This is a genomic window from Aeromonas sp. MR16, assembly GCF_022549315.1.
GTDB lineage: Bacteria > Pseudomonadota > Gammaproteobacteria > Enterobacterales > Aeromonadaceae > Aeromonas > Aeromonas aquatica.
In genome coordinates this window covers 1-13818 of sequence record NZ_JAKZFK010000001.1, presented here as the reverse complement: position 1 = coordinate 13818, position 13818 = coordinate 1, and the positions used below count along the sequence as shown (strand labels likewise).

General features: G+C 60.2%; 11 protein-coding genes. 5 read left to right on the top strand and 6 right to left on the bottom strand.

Annotated features, from left to right (window positions below):
- Nucleotides 1–56 precede the first annotated feature (56 nt).
- A complete protein-coding gene (hcp1, locus tag MM194_RS00055; RefSeq protein ID WP_050720118.1) occupies nucleotides 57–575 on the bottom strand; it encodes a type VI secretion system effector Hcp1 in 519 nt (172 codons plus the stop codon).
- 655 nt (nucleotides 576–1230) lie between these two features.
- On the opposite strand from hcp1, the gene MM194_RS00050 reads away from it, so the two are divergent.
- The gene (locus MM194_RS00050; RefSeq protein WP_241342216.1) at nucleotides 1231–2445 is read left to right on the top strand and encodes a hypothetical protein; all 1215 of its coding nucleotides are present in this window, start codon (nucleotides 1231–1233) and stop codon (nucleotides 2443–2445) included.
- A 450-nt stretch (nucleotides 2446–2895) separates the two neighbouring features.
- On the opposite strand, the gene MM194_RS00045 is transcribed toward MM194_RS00050, so the two are convergent.
- Genes MM194_RS00045 through MM194_RS00035 form a run of 3 tightly spaced genes read right to left on the bottom strand, consistent with a single transcriptional unit; the run spans nucleotide 2896 to nucleotide 8160 of the window.
- A complete protein-coding gene (locus MM194_RS00045; protein ID WP_033131995.1) occupies nucleotides 2896–4896 on the bottom strand; it encodes an MtrB/PioB family decaheme-associated outer membrane protein in 2001 nt (666 codons plus the stop codon).
- Between the two features lie 10 nt (nucleotides 4897–4906).
- Nucleotides 4907–5872 (bottom strand): DmsE family decaheme c-type cytochrome, encoded by a 966-nt coding sequence (locus MM194_RS00040; RefSeq protein ID WP_241342214.1) that lies wholly within the window; start codon nucleotides 5870–5872, stop codon nucleotides 4907–4909.
- A gap of 53 nt (nucleotides 5873–5925) precedes the next feature.
- Nucleotides 5926–8160 carry an OmcA/MtrC family decaheme c-type cytochrome gene (locus MM194_RS00035; protein ID WP_241342213.1) on the bottom strand — a complete coding sequence of 745 codons (2235 nt, stop codon included), beginning with the start codon at nucleotides 8158–8160 and terminating at the stop codon, nucleotides 5926–5928.
- 373 nt (nucleotides 8161–8533) lie between these two features.
- Here MM194_RS00035 and MM194_RS00030 point away from each other — a divergent pair, with 373 nt between their 5' ends.
- The 4 genes from MM194_RS00030 to nrfD all read left to right on the top strand — a co-directional run bounded on the left by MM194_RS00030 (nucleotide 8534) and on the right by nrfD (nucleotide 11554).
- Nucleotides 8534–9121 (top strand): c-type cytochrome, encoded by a 588-nt coding sequence (locus MM194_RS00030; RefSeq protein WP_033131998.1) that lies wholly within the window; start codon nucleotides 8534–8536, stop codon nucleotides 9119–9121.
- Between the two features lie 141 nt (nucleotides 9122–9262).
- Entirely contained in the window at nucleotides 9263–9871 is a 609-nt protein-coding gene (gene nrfB / locus MM194_RS00025; protein ID WP_033131999.1) for a cytochrome c nitrite reductase pentaheme subunit, read from the top strand.
- Nucleotides 9868–10545, top strand: a complete 678-nt coding sequence (gene nrfC / locus MM194_RS00020; protein WP_241342211.1) for a cytochrome c nitrite reductase Fe-S protein — start codon at nucleotides 9868–9870, stop codon at nucleotides 10543–10545. Before nrfB ends, nrfC begins: the two co-directional genes overlap by 4 nt.
- A 52-nt stretch (nucleotides 10546–10597) precedes the next feature.
- Nucleotides 10598–11554, top strand: coding sequence for a cytochrome c nitrite reductase subunit NrfD (gene nrfD, locus MM194_RS00015; RefSeq protein WP_241342210.1), 957 nt, complete (start codon nucleotides 10598–10600; stop codon nucleotides 11552–11554).
- A gap of 427 nt (nucleotides 11555–11981) precedes the next feature.
- Here nrfD and ccmI read toward each other — a convergent pair whose 3' ends face one another.
- Entirely contained in the window at nucleotides 11982–13262 is a 1281-nt protein-coding gene (gene ccmI, locus MM194_RS00010) for a c-type cytochrome biogenesis protein CcmI (protein ID WP_241342208.1), read from the bottom strand.
- Nucleotides 13259–13738 carry a cytochrome c-type biogenesis protein gene (locus MM194_RS00005; protein ID WP_033130843.1) on the bottom strand — a complete coding sequence of 160 codons (480 nt, stop codon included), beginning with the start codon at nucleotides 13736–13738 and terminating at the stop codon, nucleotides 13259–13261. Before MM194_RS00005 ends, ccmI begins: the two co-directional genes overlap by 4 nt.
- Nucleotides 13739–13818 lie beyond the last annotated feature (80 nt).

Genomic DNA, 13818 nt, shown 5'->3' with positions numbered 1-13818 from the left:
GCCTCCCTGTCTGAATACAGAAAAGGGAGCACCTGGACGGGTGCTCCCTCATGGCATCAAGCCTCGATCGGCGCACGCCAGTCGTCGGCACCGGAGGTACCGGCAACGGTGTGCTCCCAGTCGATCTTGCGGTAGGCCAGGGAGACCTGGATCAGCTGGGTGAAGTCAGCGTTGGCGGGGTCCTGGCAGTGGGGCATCTGGCAGTCGATGTCGACGATGGTGGAATCGGTCAACACTGTGCTGAAGAAGTGTTCCTGCTTGCCTTCGACCGAGGTGCGGTACCACTTCAGGGTCACTTTCGGCAGCATCTCGCCGGAGGCCAGGGAGTTGTACATCAGCGGCACGGCCTTGTTCAGCGCGACGGTGAATTTGAACGGCTTGTGGACACGCTGGCCAGCCGGCTGACCGGATTGCGGGTCGGTCGGCACCGTGACGATGTGCTGGAATTCCTGAACCAGCATCTCGTCTTCATGGCCTTGCACGAAGATGTTGCCGACGGAGTCAGAGGTGAAGGCACCGGCGGTGATGTTGCCCTGGGTTTTGCCTTCGATACTGATATAACATGGAGTTGGCATGGGTATGCTCCTGATGGGTTGAACGGTAATGACACTCGACCGAAACCCTTAGCAGTGACCATGCCAAATTATTTTTATCCTATAAAACATACAGTTAATGGCTTTTTACAGCTTAAAGGTACTCCATACACCGCAACAGCTTGCCTCACTAGCATATAAAACCGCACTTTGTTGCATTGATGGAGTTTATCTCTACCACCAGAGCAATTAGTTGCTTGACATGGTTTTTTTCACCATATCCATCATGATCCACCCTCTCCCCTGACTCCGTGTATACCTACTGGGCCTCTTCCAGTGATGGATCTGCTTCACGACAAGTGCGGTCTCACCCACAAGCCGTGCCAAAGGGACCCGCACAACGCGAGATAGCCCCCGACAGACTCCGCCGCGGGCACGGGCAAGCGCTATACCTAATACCATGAGTCCTTGGTCAGGCGCATGGCGATGCACCCTCACAGCAACGGTCAAGACAACCACTCCCCCACCGCATTCCGATGGCGCCCGCATCCGTCCCACGCAAGCCGCCCTGTGGCGATCGGATGGCGTTGTCCCTGCTCATCCCTTGTCTCTCCCTCGCCATCAACATCCGGTTCTTTCATCGCCTCGGTCCTAAGGCCGAGGCTTATTCGACACCTTGCACACAGAGGTCCTTATCATGTCGAACCATAAGCCCGTCCCCCCCCCCGATCCCCAGCGCCAACCCCTGTCCGACCCTTACAACTTCTCCCTGATCCTGGGGGGGCCGTTGTACCAGCTGTTGAGCCGGGCGCACCTTGGCGAGATCAAGACCCATATCAGACGGCGGATCCTGGTGCTGAGCGGGCTCTGCTGGCTGCCCCTGTTGCTGCTGTGCGGATGGGAGGGCAGCCTGCTGCAGGGCGTTGCCGTGCCCTTTTTAATGGATGTCGAGACCCATGTCCGCTTCCTGCTCTGTGTCTCCTTGCTGGTGTACGCCGAGCTTATCGTCCATCAGCGCATTCGGGGGATCGTCAGCCAGTTCATCGAGCGGGACCTCGTTTCCCCCCTCTCTCTGCCACGTTTCTATGATGCCATCCAGAGTGCCATGCGCTGGCGCAATTCGATCCCCGTAGAGATAGGCCTCATCCTGTTCGTCTTCTCGATGGGCTATTTCATCCGGATCCACACCTTCGCCCTGCAATCCTCCACCTGGTACGCCACCATAGAGGACGGGAACATGGCGCTGACCCTGCCCGGCTTCTGGTTCTTCTGGGTGAGCAACCCCATCACCCAGTTTCTGATCCTGCGCTGGCTCTACCGGATCATCATCTGGACCCGCTTCCTCTGGCAGGTTTCCCGGATCCGGCTCGCACTCCTGCCGACCCATCCCGATCGCAACTGTGGTCTCGGCTTCCTCGGCGCCTCGGCCTATGCCTACTCACCGCTGCTGACCGCATTCGGCGCCCAGCTGGCAGGCTTCATCGCCAACCGGATCTTCTATGACGCCGCCGTGCTGACCGCCTACAAGCCCGAGATCATCCTGCTTGCCGGCTTTGGCTTGCTGCTCGTACTGGCTCCGCTTGGCGTCTTTGCCCCCCATATCCTGGCGGCCAAGCGCCAGGGTCTGCGTGAATACGGTGCCCTCGCGGCCGAATACAGTCGCGGCTTCGAGCGTCGCTGGCTGCGAACGGACGACAGGGACGGTGAGCCCCTGCTCGGCGCCGCCGATATCCAGTCCCTCGCCGATCTGGGCAACGCCTATACCGTGATCAAGGAGGTCAGACCCCTGCCGTTCAGTCGGGACATGTTCTTGCAACTGGTGCTGGCCACCGTGGTCCCCTTCATGCCCCTGCTGCTCACCCTGTTTCCCTTCGAGGTACTGCTCGATCGCCTGATCGGGGTGATCTTCTGATACAGGGAGATCCGTGGTGGCCGTGCGCAGGAAAATCTCCTCGCCAGGCACAGGGACGCAGCCGGCGAAGTCCTGGATGCAAATCAGGGCCAGATCATGAGCAGGGCATCAAGAGGAGCGAGTCGAGCATCATGGGGAAGTGCTGGGGCAACGGGTCGATGAAGGGGCTATTGCACAATTTGAAATCAGAATGGGTCCCCGCGACGGGCTATCACGACTTGGCAGAAGCGAGGCGGGACATCCGCTTTGACCTGATGATCGATGACAGCGAGCAACGGCCCCATCGACACTGTGATGGGCTGCCGCCAACCAGAGTCGAAGAAGGCTTGAGTTTGCGCTGTGAGATGAGTCGATCACGGCATCTGCTCGGCGAGCGGGCCATTGCCCCACCCAAAAAAGAGGGGAACCGTCGTTCCCCTCCCGATCTATGCCGACAGACCTGTCACAGGCTCAAAACTTGTAGAGCCAGGAGACAGAGGTGAAGTAGGCGTTGTAGTCATCATCCAGGTCACCCATGCTGGCCTGTTCGCCGCTGAGCAGGAAGTCCTCCCCCTTGAAAGATTCATAGCGCAGATCCCACCGCAGCGACTGGTTCTCGCTGAGCGGGTAGGTGCTATAAAGCTCCACACGATGCTGCTCGCTGCGGTTGTCTTCATAATTGACCCCGGCGCTCGCGTTGGTCTCCCCCTTGCCGTAGGAGTAGCTGTAATCCAGACCCAGCTCGATATCGGACTCGGTCTTGTGGCTTATCCCGAGGCCGACGGTCGTCACGCTGTCGGCGATATCGGTGTAGTAGGGATTCCAGGTCGGCGCATCCGAGTTGGCATGGTTCTGACTGGAGGCGATCCACTGCTGGTTGAAGAACAGATGACCATCTGTTCGCTCACTCAGGCGATAGTTCAGCCCCAGATCGTAGCCATAGTCTTCCCCTTCGCTGCGACCGATGTCCCCCTCTGTATACTCGTCCTTCGCCCACCACATGTTGGCCGTGGTCTCCAGATCATCGCTGACCTGGTAGCTGACATCGGCCCTCAGCTCGAGCCGGTCGCGATCCGCCAGATAGAACGGGCGCAGGCTAGGGCCTGTGCCGTTGGATCCGTCATCACGACTCCAGTCGGAGCCATCACGCGTGCTGTAGGCCAGCTTGGCGTCGGCCTGCCAGGCGGCGGCCGGACGATAGACGGTCTTCACATAGAGGGTGTTCTCATCCACCTTCTCGCGATCGGCCGAGTCACGGTGCTGCTCAAGATAGTCGTAGCCACCGATAAGCTTCAAGCCACGGGCCAGGCGATAATCCGCCGCGAGCCCGAGCTTGGTGTGGTTGCGATCCGTGCTCTGGGGCTTCTCGCCGTTCAGCACCACGCTGCGATCCGATCGGTCGTCACGATCCCGGTATTCGGCGTTGGCACGCAGGGTCAGATCACGGCTCATCCGCCCCACCCAGCGGCCGTCGGCCTGGAAGGTTTCGATGTCGCCCTCAAACCCATCCCCCGCCGTGGTGGCGGTGAAGGCGTTGAAGCTGCCACTCGAGGTGGCGCGGTTGCTGAGCACACGACCGTTGAAGAAATGATTGCCCATCTGGTATTGGCCGGAGAGCGCCAACTGATGGAAATCATTGTTCGGCTCATAGGCTCGTTCGCTCTGGTTGGCGCCATCCTGGTAATAGAGCGCGGCATACTTCTCATTGCGGAACAGCGAGCCGTCATAGGAGAAGTCCACCAGCCACTGCTCGGCCTTATAGCTGACCCCCGCCTTGACCAGAGTCGTCTCCTGGCCCTCGACCGGCTTGGGCGCGAGCCCTGGTACGCTGCCGACCCCGGGCACACGGCTCATGTAGTTCGCCAACGTGCCCTCTTTTACTTCGTGGCTGAAGCTGGCATGGGGGCGCCAGGGGGATTTTGGCGTATAGGCCAGCCCCGCCGTCACCTTCTTGCGCATCACTTCCTTGTCGAAGCTCTCCAGGCTACCTGCGGTGAGCTGGTTGCCACTGCCGTGATAGACGGTCTTGCCATCGTTGCTCCAGTAGTAGGGCGTCTCGCTGTAACCGACGTTCAACCGCACGCCGTCATAGTTTCCCGTCTCCACGGCAAGCCCGAAGCGCTCGAGACCTACGTCTTTTGCCTTCAACTTGGTGTAGCTGCTGCCCTCCCCCTGCAGCCTGGCATCGGCATTGAAGATGCCGACCATGCCCTGCTCGTCGATGGTGGGGACCCAGTTGTTGAAACGACTGGCGCCATCGTTATCGGCGTAGCCGGCGCTGACCCCCATCTCACCGGTCCAGCCTTCGGCTTGCTCACAGCCGTTGCAAGCCCATTTCTTGGTCTTGGCTGGCTTGGCTTCTTGCAGGGAGTAACCGGAGAAGAACATCTCTTCGGACTGCTCGGTGACCGTTTCGGCGGCCTGGGCCGACATCGCGGCCAGCAGGGAGAGCCATAGCGTTGAATATTTCATGCTGTTCTCCTTACTCTCTCAAGGCGCGGCCATTGGGGTGGTTGCTGCCGTGGATCTGGTTGTGGCAATTCAGGCAACTGCCGCCGCGCGCTTTCAGGTCACCCTCCGGGATCTGCACGTTGGCGTGGGGCACCCGGTGACACTCCTGGCACAGCTGGGGCACGCGCTTGTCAAGCAGGGACTGGTTGATGGAACCATGAGGGTTGTGGCAGAGCGCGCAATCCTCGGTGACCGGCTCGTGTTCCCACAGGAAGGGGCCGCGTTTCTCGGCATGGCACTCGTAGCAGTTCTCGTTGACCGTCGGCTGTTTGAGGCTCGCCTCGTTCTGCGACTGGTGCGGATTGTGGCAACTGGAGCACTGCATGTCCCCGTTCAGGATGGGATGGCTGCTGCGCTTGTGCAGATCCGACTTCTCCTTCGGGTGGCAGCTGACGCAGGTTTCGGCCTGCTTCTTCTCGTCCAGCATGGGATCTTTCTCGACGTGCAGCGCATGGCAGCTGGTACAAGACACATCCTCGACCGCATGGGTGCTGGCGTGCCAGCCCATTTTGTCGGCTTCCTTGCTGTGGCACGAGAGACAGACGCTGTTCTGCTTCTCGACGGGGACCGGTGACTCCTTGCCAAAGGTGATCATGGGCTCCCGTTGCTGACCCTTGCGGGGGTTGCGGGCGTGATTGCCAACCGGACCGTGGCAGGCTTCACACTGCAGATCACTCATCGGGCTGCCAGGCACCCCTTTGTTGCCGTGCACATTGTGGAAAATGCCGGTAGCCGGTTTGTCCGACTCGGCATCATGGCACTTGAGACAGGTATCGGCCCCCTTGGGGGAGTATTTGCCTTCGGCAAACTTCTTGTCGAGCTGGGCTTCTATCTGCGCGCTCGCGTCTGGAGCCTGGTCTGCCGCCTGTGCCGCCAGCGGCAACAGACCAAACGCCAGGACACCCGCCCACAGCCACTGCGGGGTTTTCCATTTCATAATTGTTATTCCTCGACGATAGCGGCCGGGGGTTGCCCCCCGGCCTGGGGCGATCAACGGAAGTCGAACACCTTGTGTACCTTGTCCACACCCTGCTCCTGACCGATGGCATGGCAGGAGTCGCACTGCTCAACGCCGATGGCCGCTTCGGCAGTGTCGGCGCCAAACACGGCTCCGTTCTCCTGCATGTGGGAGGCCCACTCGTCACCGGCAACCGGTGTAGAGAGGTTGACGTTGCCAAGCTCGGACTTCAGGTGACAGGAGCCACAGGCAACCAGCGCCGGGCTGTAGAACTTGTTGGCTCTGGTATCTGCGTTGTCACCGATGCCGCCGACTGCGTTGTCCTTGCCAAAGTTGGTGATTTTGCTCACCACGGAGGGACGAACGTTCTTCTGGTTGGGCAAGTTGAACTGCTCCTGGGTATGGCAGGATTCGCAGTTGTTGACCTTGCCCGGGAAGGGAATGAGCGCCTTGGCTTCATCCTCGGTCGCCGCATGAGCCGCCCCGCGGTGGGAACCCATCGCGTGGTAGGAGTGCACGTGGTACTTCAGATCCCCCGCCATGCCGGTATAGAAGGAGGCACGGTTGGCGTTATGGCAGTTGCCACACTGGTTGAAGTCGCGGGCAGCATGGTCATACGCGGTACCACCGAAGTGGATTTCGAAGTTCTTGTGGCAGTTTTCGCACAGCGCCTTCTCGACCCCCACCCCGAACTGGTAGCCATCAACCGGGTTGCCGTTGAGATCGAAGTGCGCCACCGGAATATTTGGCGCCGCGATGTACTCGAAATGATCCTTGGAGATCGTCTTCAAGCCATCCGCCGGGCACGCCTTCAAGCCTGCTGGCAAACCATCCAGCTCGGTCGCCTTCTTCTCGACACAGAGCCCCATGTCGGCGACTGTGATGGTCAGCACCGCATCGCTGGCAGGCACTGCCTCCAGGATAGGATCTGTCACACAGGTAAAGTCACCCGTCCCGCCGGTACAGTTCTTCAAGGTGATCGAGGAGTGGCTGTTGGGCAGCACCTGACCTTCGCCTTCATCCCAGTTGACCAGCAGGCCCGGGCTCATGTAAGCGATGTCTGACAACCGCTGCATCTCGATGGGGGACCCGCTCTCGCTGATAGACAAGCCAATGGTGACCTGCTTGGTAGCAACGTCATAGAGCGCGTGTTTGATATCGATCTTCAGGGTGGCGGCACCGGCCTGCATCCCCTTCAGACGATTCAGGTGAACGTTGGTCACCCCTGCGCTGGCGTGATCTGCATTGCCATCGGCGTGGCACGCACGGCAATCCTCACCGGTATGATGCTCTTTCACAGGTGAGGCGTAATCCGCGTGGCAAGCCTTGCAGGTCTGCTCGGTCGGCACTGTCCAGTCGTTGGCGTTTGGCGTGCTCGGGGTCGCGGGCTTGTGGCAGGTGTCACAGTTGCGCGGATCCTGCGGATAATGCCCACCCTTGGCCAGGGACGCATCCACGTTGTCCTTACCGGTGCTGTGGTACTTGTGTGCCAACACAGCCAGCGACATACGGCCGGTTTGGGTCGGGTTACTGTCGTTATGACAGGCGACACAGACCTTGGGATCGTTGCGGGTGCTGTGATGGATCGGCTGATCCATATGGCAATCACTGCAACTCTCCATCTCCAGAATGTCGCGCGTCAGGGCGGCGGTGCCACCTGACGGAACCCAGTCCAGGGTGTAGTTGATGAGCGGCATGGTGCTGCCCTCTTCGGCGCTGCCGAAGGTGACGGCCAGACGATGCAGCTTGCCGTCATCCCAGGCGATGATGCCGCCGTTATCGGCCGAATCGGTCGGATAGGGATCGAGCACATTCTTGAAGTCGATGGCGAACAGATAGCGATAGTTACCGTTGCCCAGATTCTCCAGGGTGCCCGCCGTGCTCTTCTCGAAGGTGGCCTTGGACTTGGAGTAGATGAATGCCTTCCAGATCGAGGGACCGGCAACGGGGCCCGTCGGGCCATCGACCACACGACCCGGGATCAGTTTGGTGACACTGAAGCTGATCTCGGTCGTCCCCACTTCCACCGGATTGCCCTGCGCATCCTTCAGACTGAAATCGACGGCAAGCTTCTCGGTGCTCTTTGCCGCGGCGCCCTCGGGTGCCGCCACACTGACAAAGACCGGCGCCTTGGCAGAGAAGACGACGGAGCCGGGATCACCCGGGGTCGGAGGAGGAGGATCATTCTTGTCGCTGTCGTCGCCGCCACCACAGGATGACAGGCCGAACAGCAGGGCTGCCGCCATTAACGCTTTCCAATACTTCATCGCTTTTATCCTTTTTATTTATCGCATGCCTTGTTTCATTGAGAGATATGAGCCAAGTCAAAGAAATTAAAAATACACCCCTAAAAAGACTCGATAGAAGACCTGTTTATTCACAAATCATTTCCATCTTGATTATATGGTTTATATATTGTCGATTGTTGATAAAGGTCCCAAAAAGTTATCTGAAAAACCAATACGCAGCCTGAGAATTAATTTTTCCTGTATAGGAGCTTAATGAGAAATTTCATTCAATTCAATAAGTTATATATTACATACAACTTTAGCTCTCGCGGTGGCGTGACGTTTAATTTTACTTTTTGGATGTAAATTAATTGATAAAGCAATGTCAAAATTATGTACTTGAGGTACAGCTATGAAAATAAAAATGAAATATGAGCTTTTTGCTGCGTCGCTCTTGTTGGGATCTATGGGAACTGCGCACGCTAATATCGACTCTCTGCTCGAGTCATGTAATGCCTGTCATGGTAGCCAAGGGGTGAGCACCCACGCCGATATTCCCACCATCGCCGGTATTGCCGAAATTAACCTGGGGGATCAGCTGCGTTCGTACCTGGATGGCCGCCCGGCCAAGGTTGTCGACGGCAAAAACATGACCGATATCGTCAAAAAACTCAGCGAGGAACAGATCGATGAGCTGGCGGCCCACTACGCCGGGCTGAGCTATACGCCGATGAAGCAACCGTTTGACGCCGCCCTGGCCCAGACCGGCAAGAAGCTGCACGAGAGCGCTGGCTGTGAGAAGTGCCACACCGAAGGTGGGTCGCTGGTGGATGATGAAGCCTCCATCCTGGCGGGGCAGCCCAAGGGCTACATGCTGAGCACCCTGCAGGAGGTCAAGGCCGGCAAGCGCACCGTGGACGAGAAGATGGACAAGGCCATCTCCACCATGGGCGAAGCAGATCTCAAGGCGCTGAGCGAATTCTACGCAAGCAAGCAGTGAGTTAACGAGCCCTTCTAGTAAGACGCCCCGGCCCTAATTGGCTGGCGGCCCTGCCCGGGTACCGACCGTGAAAGGAGCGGCTTTCTGCTCCTTTTTTGTCAGCAGGCGGTACCGATGGATTGTTGAGACCGGGAATTTCATATGAATAACGTTATCAAGTGGGCGCTACTCACCTGCCTATGCCTGAGCCTGCCGCAGCTGGCGAATGCCGAGACGACCTCGACAGCCACGGCGACGGTCGCCTCGACGGCCGATGCTAATGCCAATGCCGATGCCAAAGCCAAGGCAGAGAAGAAGGTGGCTGCCGAGCGCAAGGCCGTCGCCCGTCTGGCCAACTGCAGCAAGTGTCATGACGGGGCCGAGGGAATGCACGGCAAGCATGCCAGCGTCACCAGCCCCAATACGGGTGAGACGGTCACCTGCACCAACTGTCATGGCAATGTCTCGGCCAAGCACCGCAAACAGCGTGGTGGTATGGTTGACGTGATGCGCTTCGGTGATGAGGCCTTCCCCCTCGATCAGCAGAACGGTGTCTGCATGAGCTGCCATGAGCCCGATGCCCTGCGCAAGTCGCTCTGGGCCCATGACGTCCATGCCAACAAGCTGGCCTGTACCAGTTGTCATGCGCTGCATCCGGCCAAGGAACCCATGGTCGGGATCGCCGAAAAATCCCGCATCAAGCTCTGTGTGGATTGCCATAGCAAGCAACATGCAGCCAAACAGAATGCTGCGGTCAAGGAGGGAGCATGAGCTGCTCTCGCCGTCAATTTATGGCCGGCATGGGAGCGGGCGCCCTCATCATGATGACAGGCCCCGCTCGCGCTGGCACCGCCGCCCTCGCCCACAGTCAGCGCATCGACGGGGTGCGCTACGGCATGCTGCACGACGAGACCGCCTGCATCGGCTGTACCGCCTGCATGGATGCCTGCCGCGAGACCAACAAGGTGCCGGAGGGGGTCTCGCGCCTCGAGATCCTCCGCTCCGGCCCCGAGGGCGAGTATCCCAACCAGTCGTACCAGTTCTTTCGCAAGTCCTGCCAGCATTGCGACAACGCCCCCTGCGTCCACGTCTGCCCGACCGGGGCCTCCCATCGCCGTGCCGAGGATGGCATCGTCGATGTGAACCCGGATCTCTGCGTCGGTTGCATGTACTGCCTCGCCGCCTGCCCCTACCGGGTGCGTTTCATCAACCCGGTGACCAAGGTGGCGGACAAGTGCGACTTCTGCCGCCAGACCAATCTGGCAGCAGGCAAACAACCCGCCTGTGTCGAGGCCTGCCCCACCAAGGCGCTGGTATTTGGCAATCTGGATGATCCCCAGAGCGCCCTCAGCCAGCGGATCGCAAAGGAAGAAACCTATCGCTTCAAGGAGGCGCTCGGCACCTCGCCCAAGATGTACCGCATCGCCAAAGGGGAGAAGTCATGATCTGGCATAACGCGTTTCACCGTGAGTCACGGACACCAGAGGGAGAGATCTGATGTGGCATGATGCTTTTCACTTCGAATCCCTGGTGTGGGATGGCCCCATCGCCATCTACCTGTTCCTGCTCGGCATCTCCGCCGGCTCCTGCACCCTGTCGGTGTTGCTGCGCCTGCGCAAGGGGGCCGGCAGCGAGAGCGGCATCATCAAGGCGACCGCCATCCTGGCGCCGCTCAGCGTGATCCTCGGTCTGATGTTGCTCATCCACCACCTGGCCCGTCCCTGGACCTTCTGGAAGCTGATGTTCCACTACCAGTTCGACTCCGTGATGTCCATGGGGGTCATGCTGTTCCAGGTCTATATGGCGGTCCTGTTCGCCTGGCTAGGGGTGGTGTTTAGAGCCGAAATCGAGGGGCTGCGCCGCAAGCTGCTTGGCGACAAGCTGGCCTTCGTCGATGGCCTGATTGCTCTCGTCGGCCGTTTCGAGCGGCTGCTCGCCCCGGTCCTGTTAGTGCTGGCGGCGCTGCTCGGTGCCTACACCGGCTTCCTGCTGTCCGCGTTGATAAGCTACCCCATGCTGCACAACCCGGTGCTGCCGGTGCTGTTCCTCATCTCGGGAGTGAGCTCGGGGGTGGCCTCCACCACCTTGCTGGCGGTCACCCTGTTCAAGGAGGACGGCCACAGCCAGGGGGTGAGCTTCGTGCACCGTTTCGAGCGCCCCGTGGTGACGCTGGAGCTGTTGCTGCTGGCCAGCTTCTTCGGCGTACTCTATGCCGCGGGCGGCCAGAGCGAGGTGGCGATGCAGGCGGCGATCAGCGGTGGCTTCTGGTCCAACGTCTTCTGGTTCGGGGTGATCGGGGTCGGCATACTGCTGCCCCAGTTGCTGAGCCTCGTTGCCGGCAAGGAGAAGGCCCATCGGCCCTCCTACCTGGTGCTGCTGTGCAGCCTGAGCCTGCTGGGGATCCTGATGCTGCGCTACTTCATCCTCTACGCCGGACAGATGACGCTGGTCTGACACCCGGCTGTTGAAACCGGATACAGATATGGCGGGGAAACCCGCCTTTTTTATGCGCCGATATCTCCCTCACCAGACGCGCTTTGCGTGTATGCCACGTCTCACCTTTCCTTCCTGAACGCGATGCTCCCCCTCCCCTTCGATGGGTTAAGGCTCCAACCCCCGATGGACGGCCTCTTCTTAAGGAATACTTCCCCCCATGCCGATGGCCATTGATAGCGGGCGGACAGCTGCCCAACACGAACTGTGCCGAGGGACCGAGCCGTGCCGATAGGGCGACATGATGGGCGATACGGGAAAGATGGCTTGGCGCCGATGGTGGCTGGCAGGAGAGGACGGATTGTCAGGCGAGTCGACGATGGTTGCGGGATAGCGGAGGTGGATGCAGAAAGCTGGCCCGCCCCATGGGGAGGCGGGCCTGGAAATATCAGAGGGCGCGATCGATGCGGATGTCGATCGGCGCTGCCGGAACAGAGCTCGTCGGTATGGTGACGGAGATCCCTTCGAAGGCCCCCTCCTTGTTCATCACATCGCCACCCCGGGTCAGCCTGGCCTTGAATTGCAGCTCGGGATAGGTGGAGAGCCCATTTCCCCCCATCATGCCATTGTCGTCACCCAGGGACAGGGAGACGGGGAACTGGGGGTTGGCGGCCTGTTTGACCGACACCGGCATGGAGGGTCCCTTGGGAACGATTGCAAACACGAACAGGTGGGCATCCTCCGGCAACTGAATGCCGGGGGCCAGCGTGATCTTCAGCGGAAAACCACCCACTACCGGCGAGGGCTGTTGCTCTCCTGCCGGCTTGGTCTCAGCCCGGGACTGGGTAGCAGAAGCGGCAGGTGCAGGAGCCTCCCGCTCGCCAAGCTGCTGGCGTGCATAGGCCATGGATCGCTCCACCATGGCATAGCGGGCCGAGCCCTGCTCCAGCATGGGCAGCATCTTCTGGAAGCGAGCCAGTGCAGTCTGGAAATCCTCCTGTTGCAGCGCCATGAAGGCATGGAGGGAGCGTGCCTCTATGTTTTTCGGGTTCTGAGCGATGGCGATTTGCAGCAGCCGCTCCGCCTGCGCCTCCTCCCCCGTCATCATCAGCGCCTGAGCATAGGGCACCGCCACCATGGCTTTTTGCGGGGCCAGGCCATAGGCCCGCTCCAGCGCCTCGCGGGCCATCTCGGGATCGTTGCCATCCAGGGTCAGCCGACCCAGCAGCAGCCAGCCGCGATAATCGTTCGGCTCATCCTTGAGGCGGGTGCGTAGCCCCAGAGTGAAGTCCAGCAGATCCTGCTCGGTCACCTCGGCATCGCGCTCCACCAGGATGCGGTTGCTCAGCTCCCCGAGCCGGCTGTTGGCATTCTGCCAGCGGCTCACCTCTTGCCAGGCACCCAGCTTGTAGTAGAGGCCGAGGCTCACCACCACCAACACCAGCCCCCCCGGGATCCACACCAGGCTCTTGCCGCTGCGGGCGCTCTGCTCCACGTCGGGGATGTCGTCCAGCAGGCTGCGCTGCAGCTCCACCAGGGATTCCGACTCCTCCGCCAGCACGCCCTGGTCGCGCTCCTCGCCGATCTCCAGCACACGCTGGCGATAGAGCTGTTTGTTGAGCGCCGAGCGGCTGATGCTCTGGCTGCCCTCACCGCGCCACAGCGGCAGGATCAGCGCCAGGCTCACCAGCGCCAGCAGGGCCGCAGTCACAATCCAAAAAGCGGTCATGGTTTCTCTTCCTCTTTGAGCAGGGCGGCCAACCGGGCCTGCTCTGTCGCGCTCAGGGCGCTCTGTGCCTGGACGGCGGCGGGGGAACGGCGGCGGCTGCGCACCACCACAGTGGTGGCGCCGATGACGATGACCAGCAGCGGGCCGAGCCAGAGGATCAGGGTCGAAGCCATCATGGGCGGGTCATACAGGATGAAGTTGCCGTAGCGGGCCACCATGTAGTCCACCACCTCCTGCTTGTCCTTGCCCTCCCGCACCATCTGGTAGGTCTTGTCCCGCAGGTCTTTGGCGAGCCCGGCGTTGGAGTCGGCGATGTCCTGATTCTGACACTTGGGGCAGCGCAGCTCCTTGGTCAGCTCGCGGAAGCTCTGCTCCTGGGCGTCGCTGTCGAAGGTATAGACGTCGATGGCGGCACTGGCCTGACCGGCACCAAACAGCCCCGCCATCAGCAATAAAGAAGCAATCAGTGTTTTCATCTATGGCTCCCTTATTTCATGGCATCGAAGATGGGTTTGAGGGTCGAGGCCCAGACTTCGGGATTCACATCCCCCACGTG

What these genes read in the sequence shown, in the direction of transcription:
- hcp1 (WP_050720118.1), bottom strand. Translation starts at nt 575, where the DNA reads ATGCCAACTCCATGTTATATCAGTATCGAAGGCAAAACCCAGGGCAAC.
- MM194_RS00050 (WP_241342216.1), top strand. Translation starts at nt 1,231, where the DNA reads ATGTCGAACCATAAGCCCGTCCCCCCCCCCGATCCCCAGCGCCAACCC.
- MM194_RS00045 (WP_033131995.1), bottom strand. Translation starts at nt 4,896, where the DNA reads ATGAAATATTCAACGCTATGGCTCTCCCTGCTGGCCGCGATGTCGGCC.
- MM194_RS00040 (WP_241342214.1), bottom strand. Translation starts at nt 5,872, where the DNA reads ATGAAATGGAAAACCCCGCAGTGGCTGTGGGCGGGTGTCCTGGCGTTT.
- MM194_RS00035 (WP_241342213.1), bottom strand. Translation starts at nt 8,160, where the DNA reads ATGAAGTATTGGAAAGCGTTAATGGCGGCAGCCCTGCTGTTCGGCCTG.
- MM194_RS00030 (WP_033131998.1), top strand. Translation starts at nt 8,534, where the DNA reads ATGAAAATAAAAATGAAATATGAGCTTTTTGCTGCGTCGCTCTTGTTG.
- nrfB (WP_033131999.1), top strand. Translation starts at nt 9,263, where the DNA reads ATGAATAACGTTATCAAGTGGGCGCTACTCACCTGCCTATGCCTGAGC.
- nrfC (WP_241342211.1), top strand. Translation starts at nt 9,868, where the DNA reads ATGAGCTGCTCTCGCCGTCAATTTATGGCCGGCATGGGAGCGGGCGCC.
- nrfD (WP_241342210.1), top strand. Translation starts at nt 10,598, where the DNA reads ATGTGGCATGATGCTTTTCACTTCGAATCCCTGGTGTGGGATGGCCCC.
- ccmI (WP_241342208.1), bottom strand. Translation starts at nt 13,262, where the DNA reads ATGACCGCTTTTTGGATTGTGACTGCGGCCCTGCTGGCGCTGGTGAGC.
- MM194_RS00005 (WP_033130843.1), bottom strand. Translation starts at nt 13,738, where the DNA reads ATGAAAACACTGATTGCTTCTTTATTGCTGATGGCGGGGCTGTTTGGT.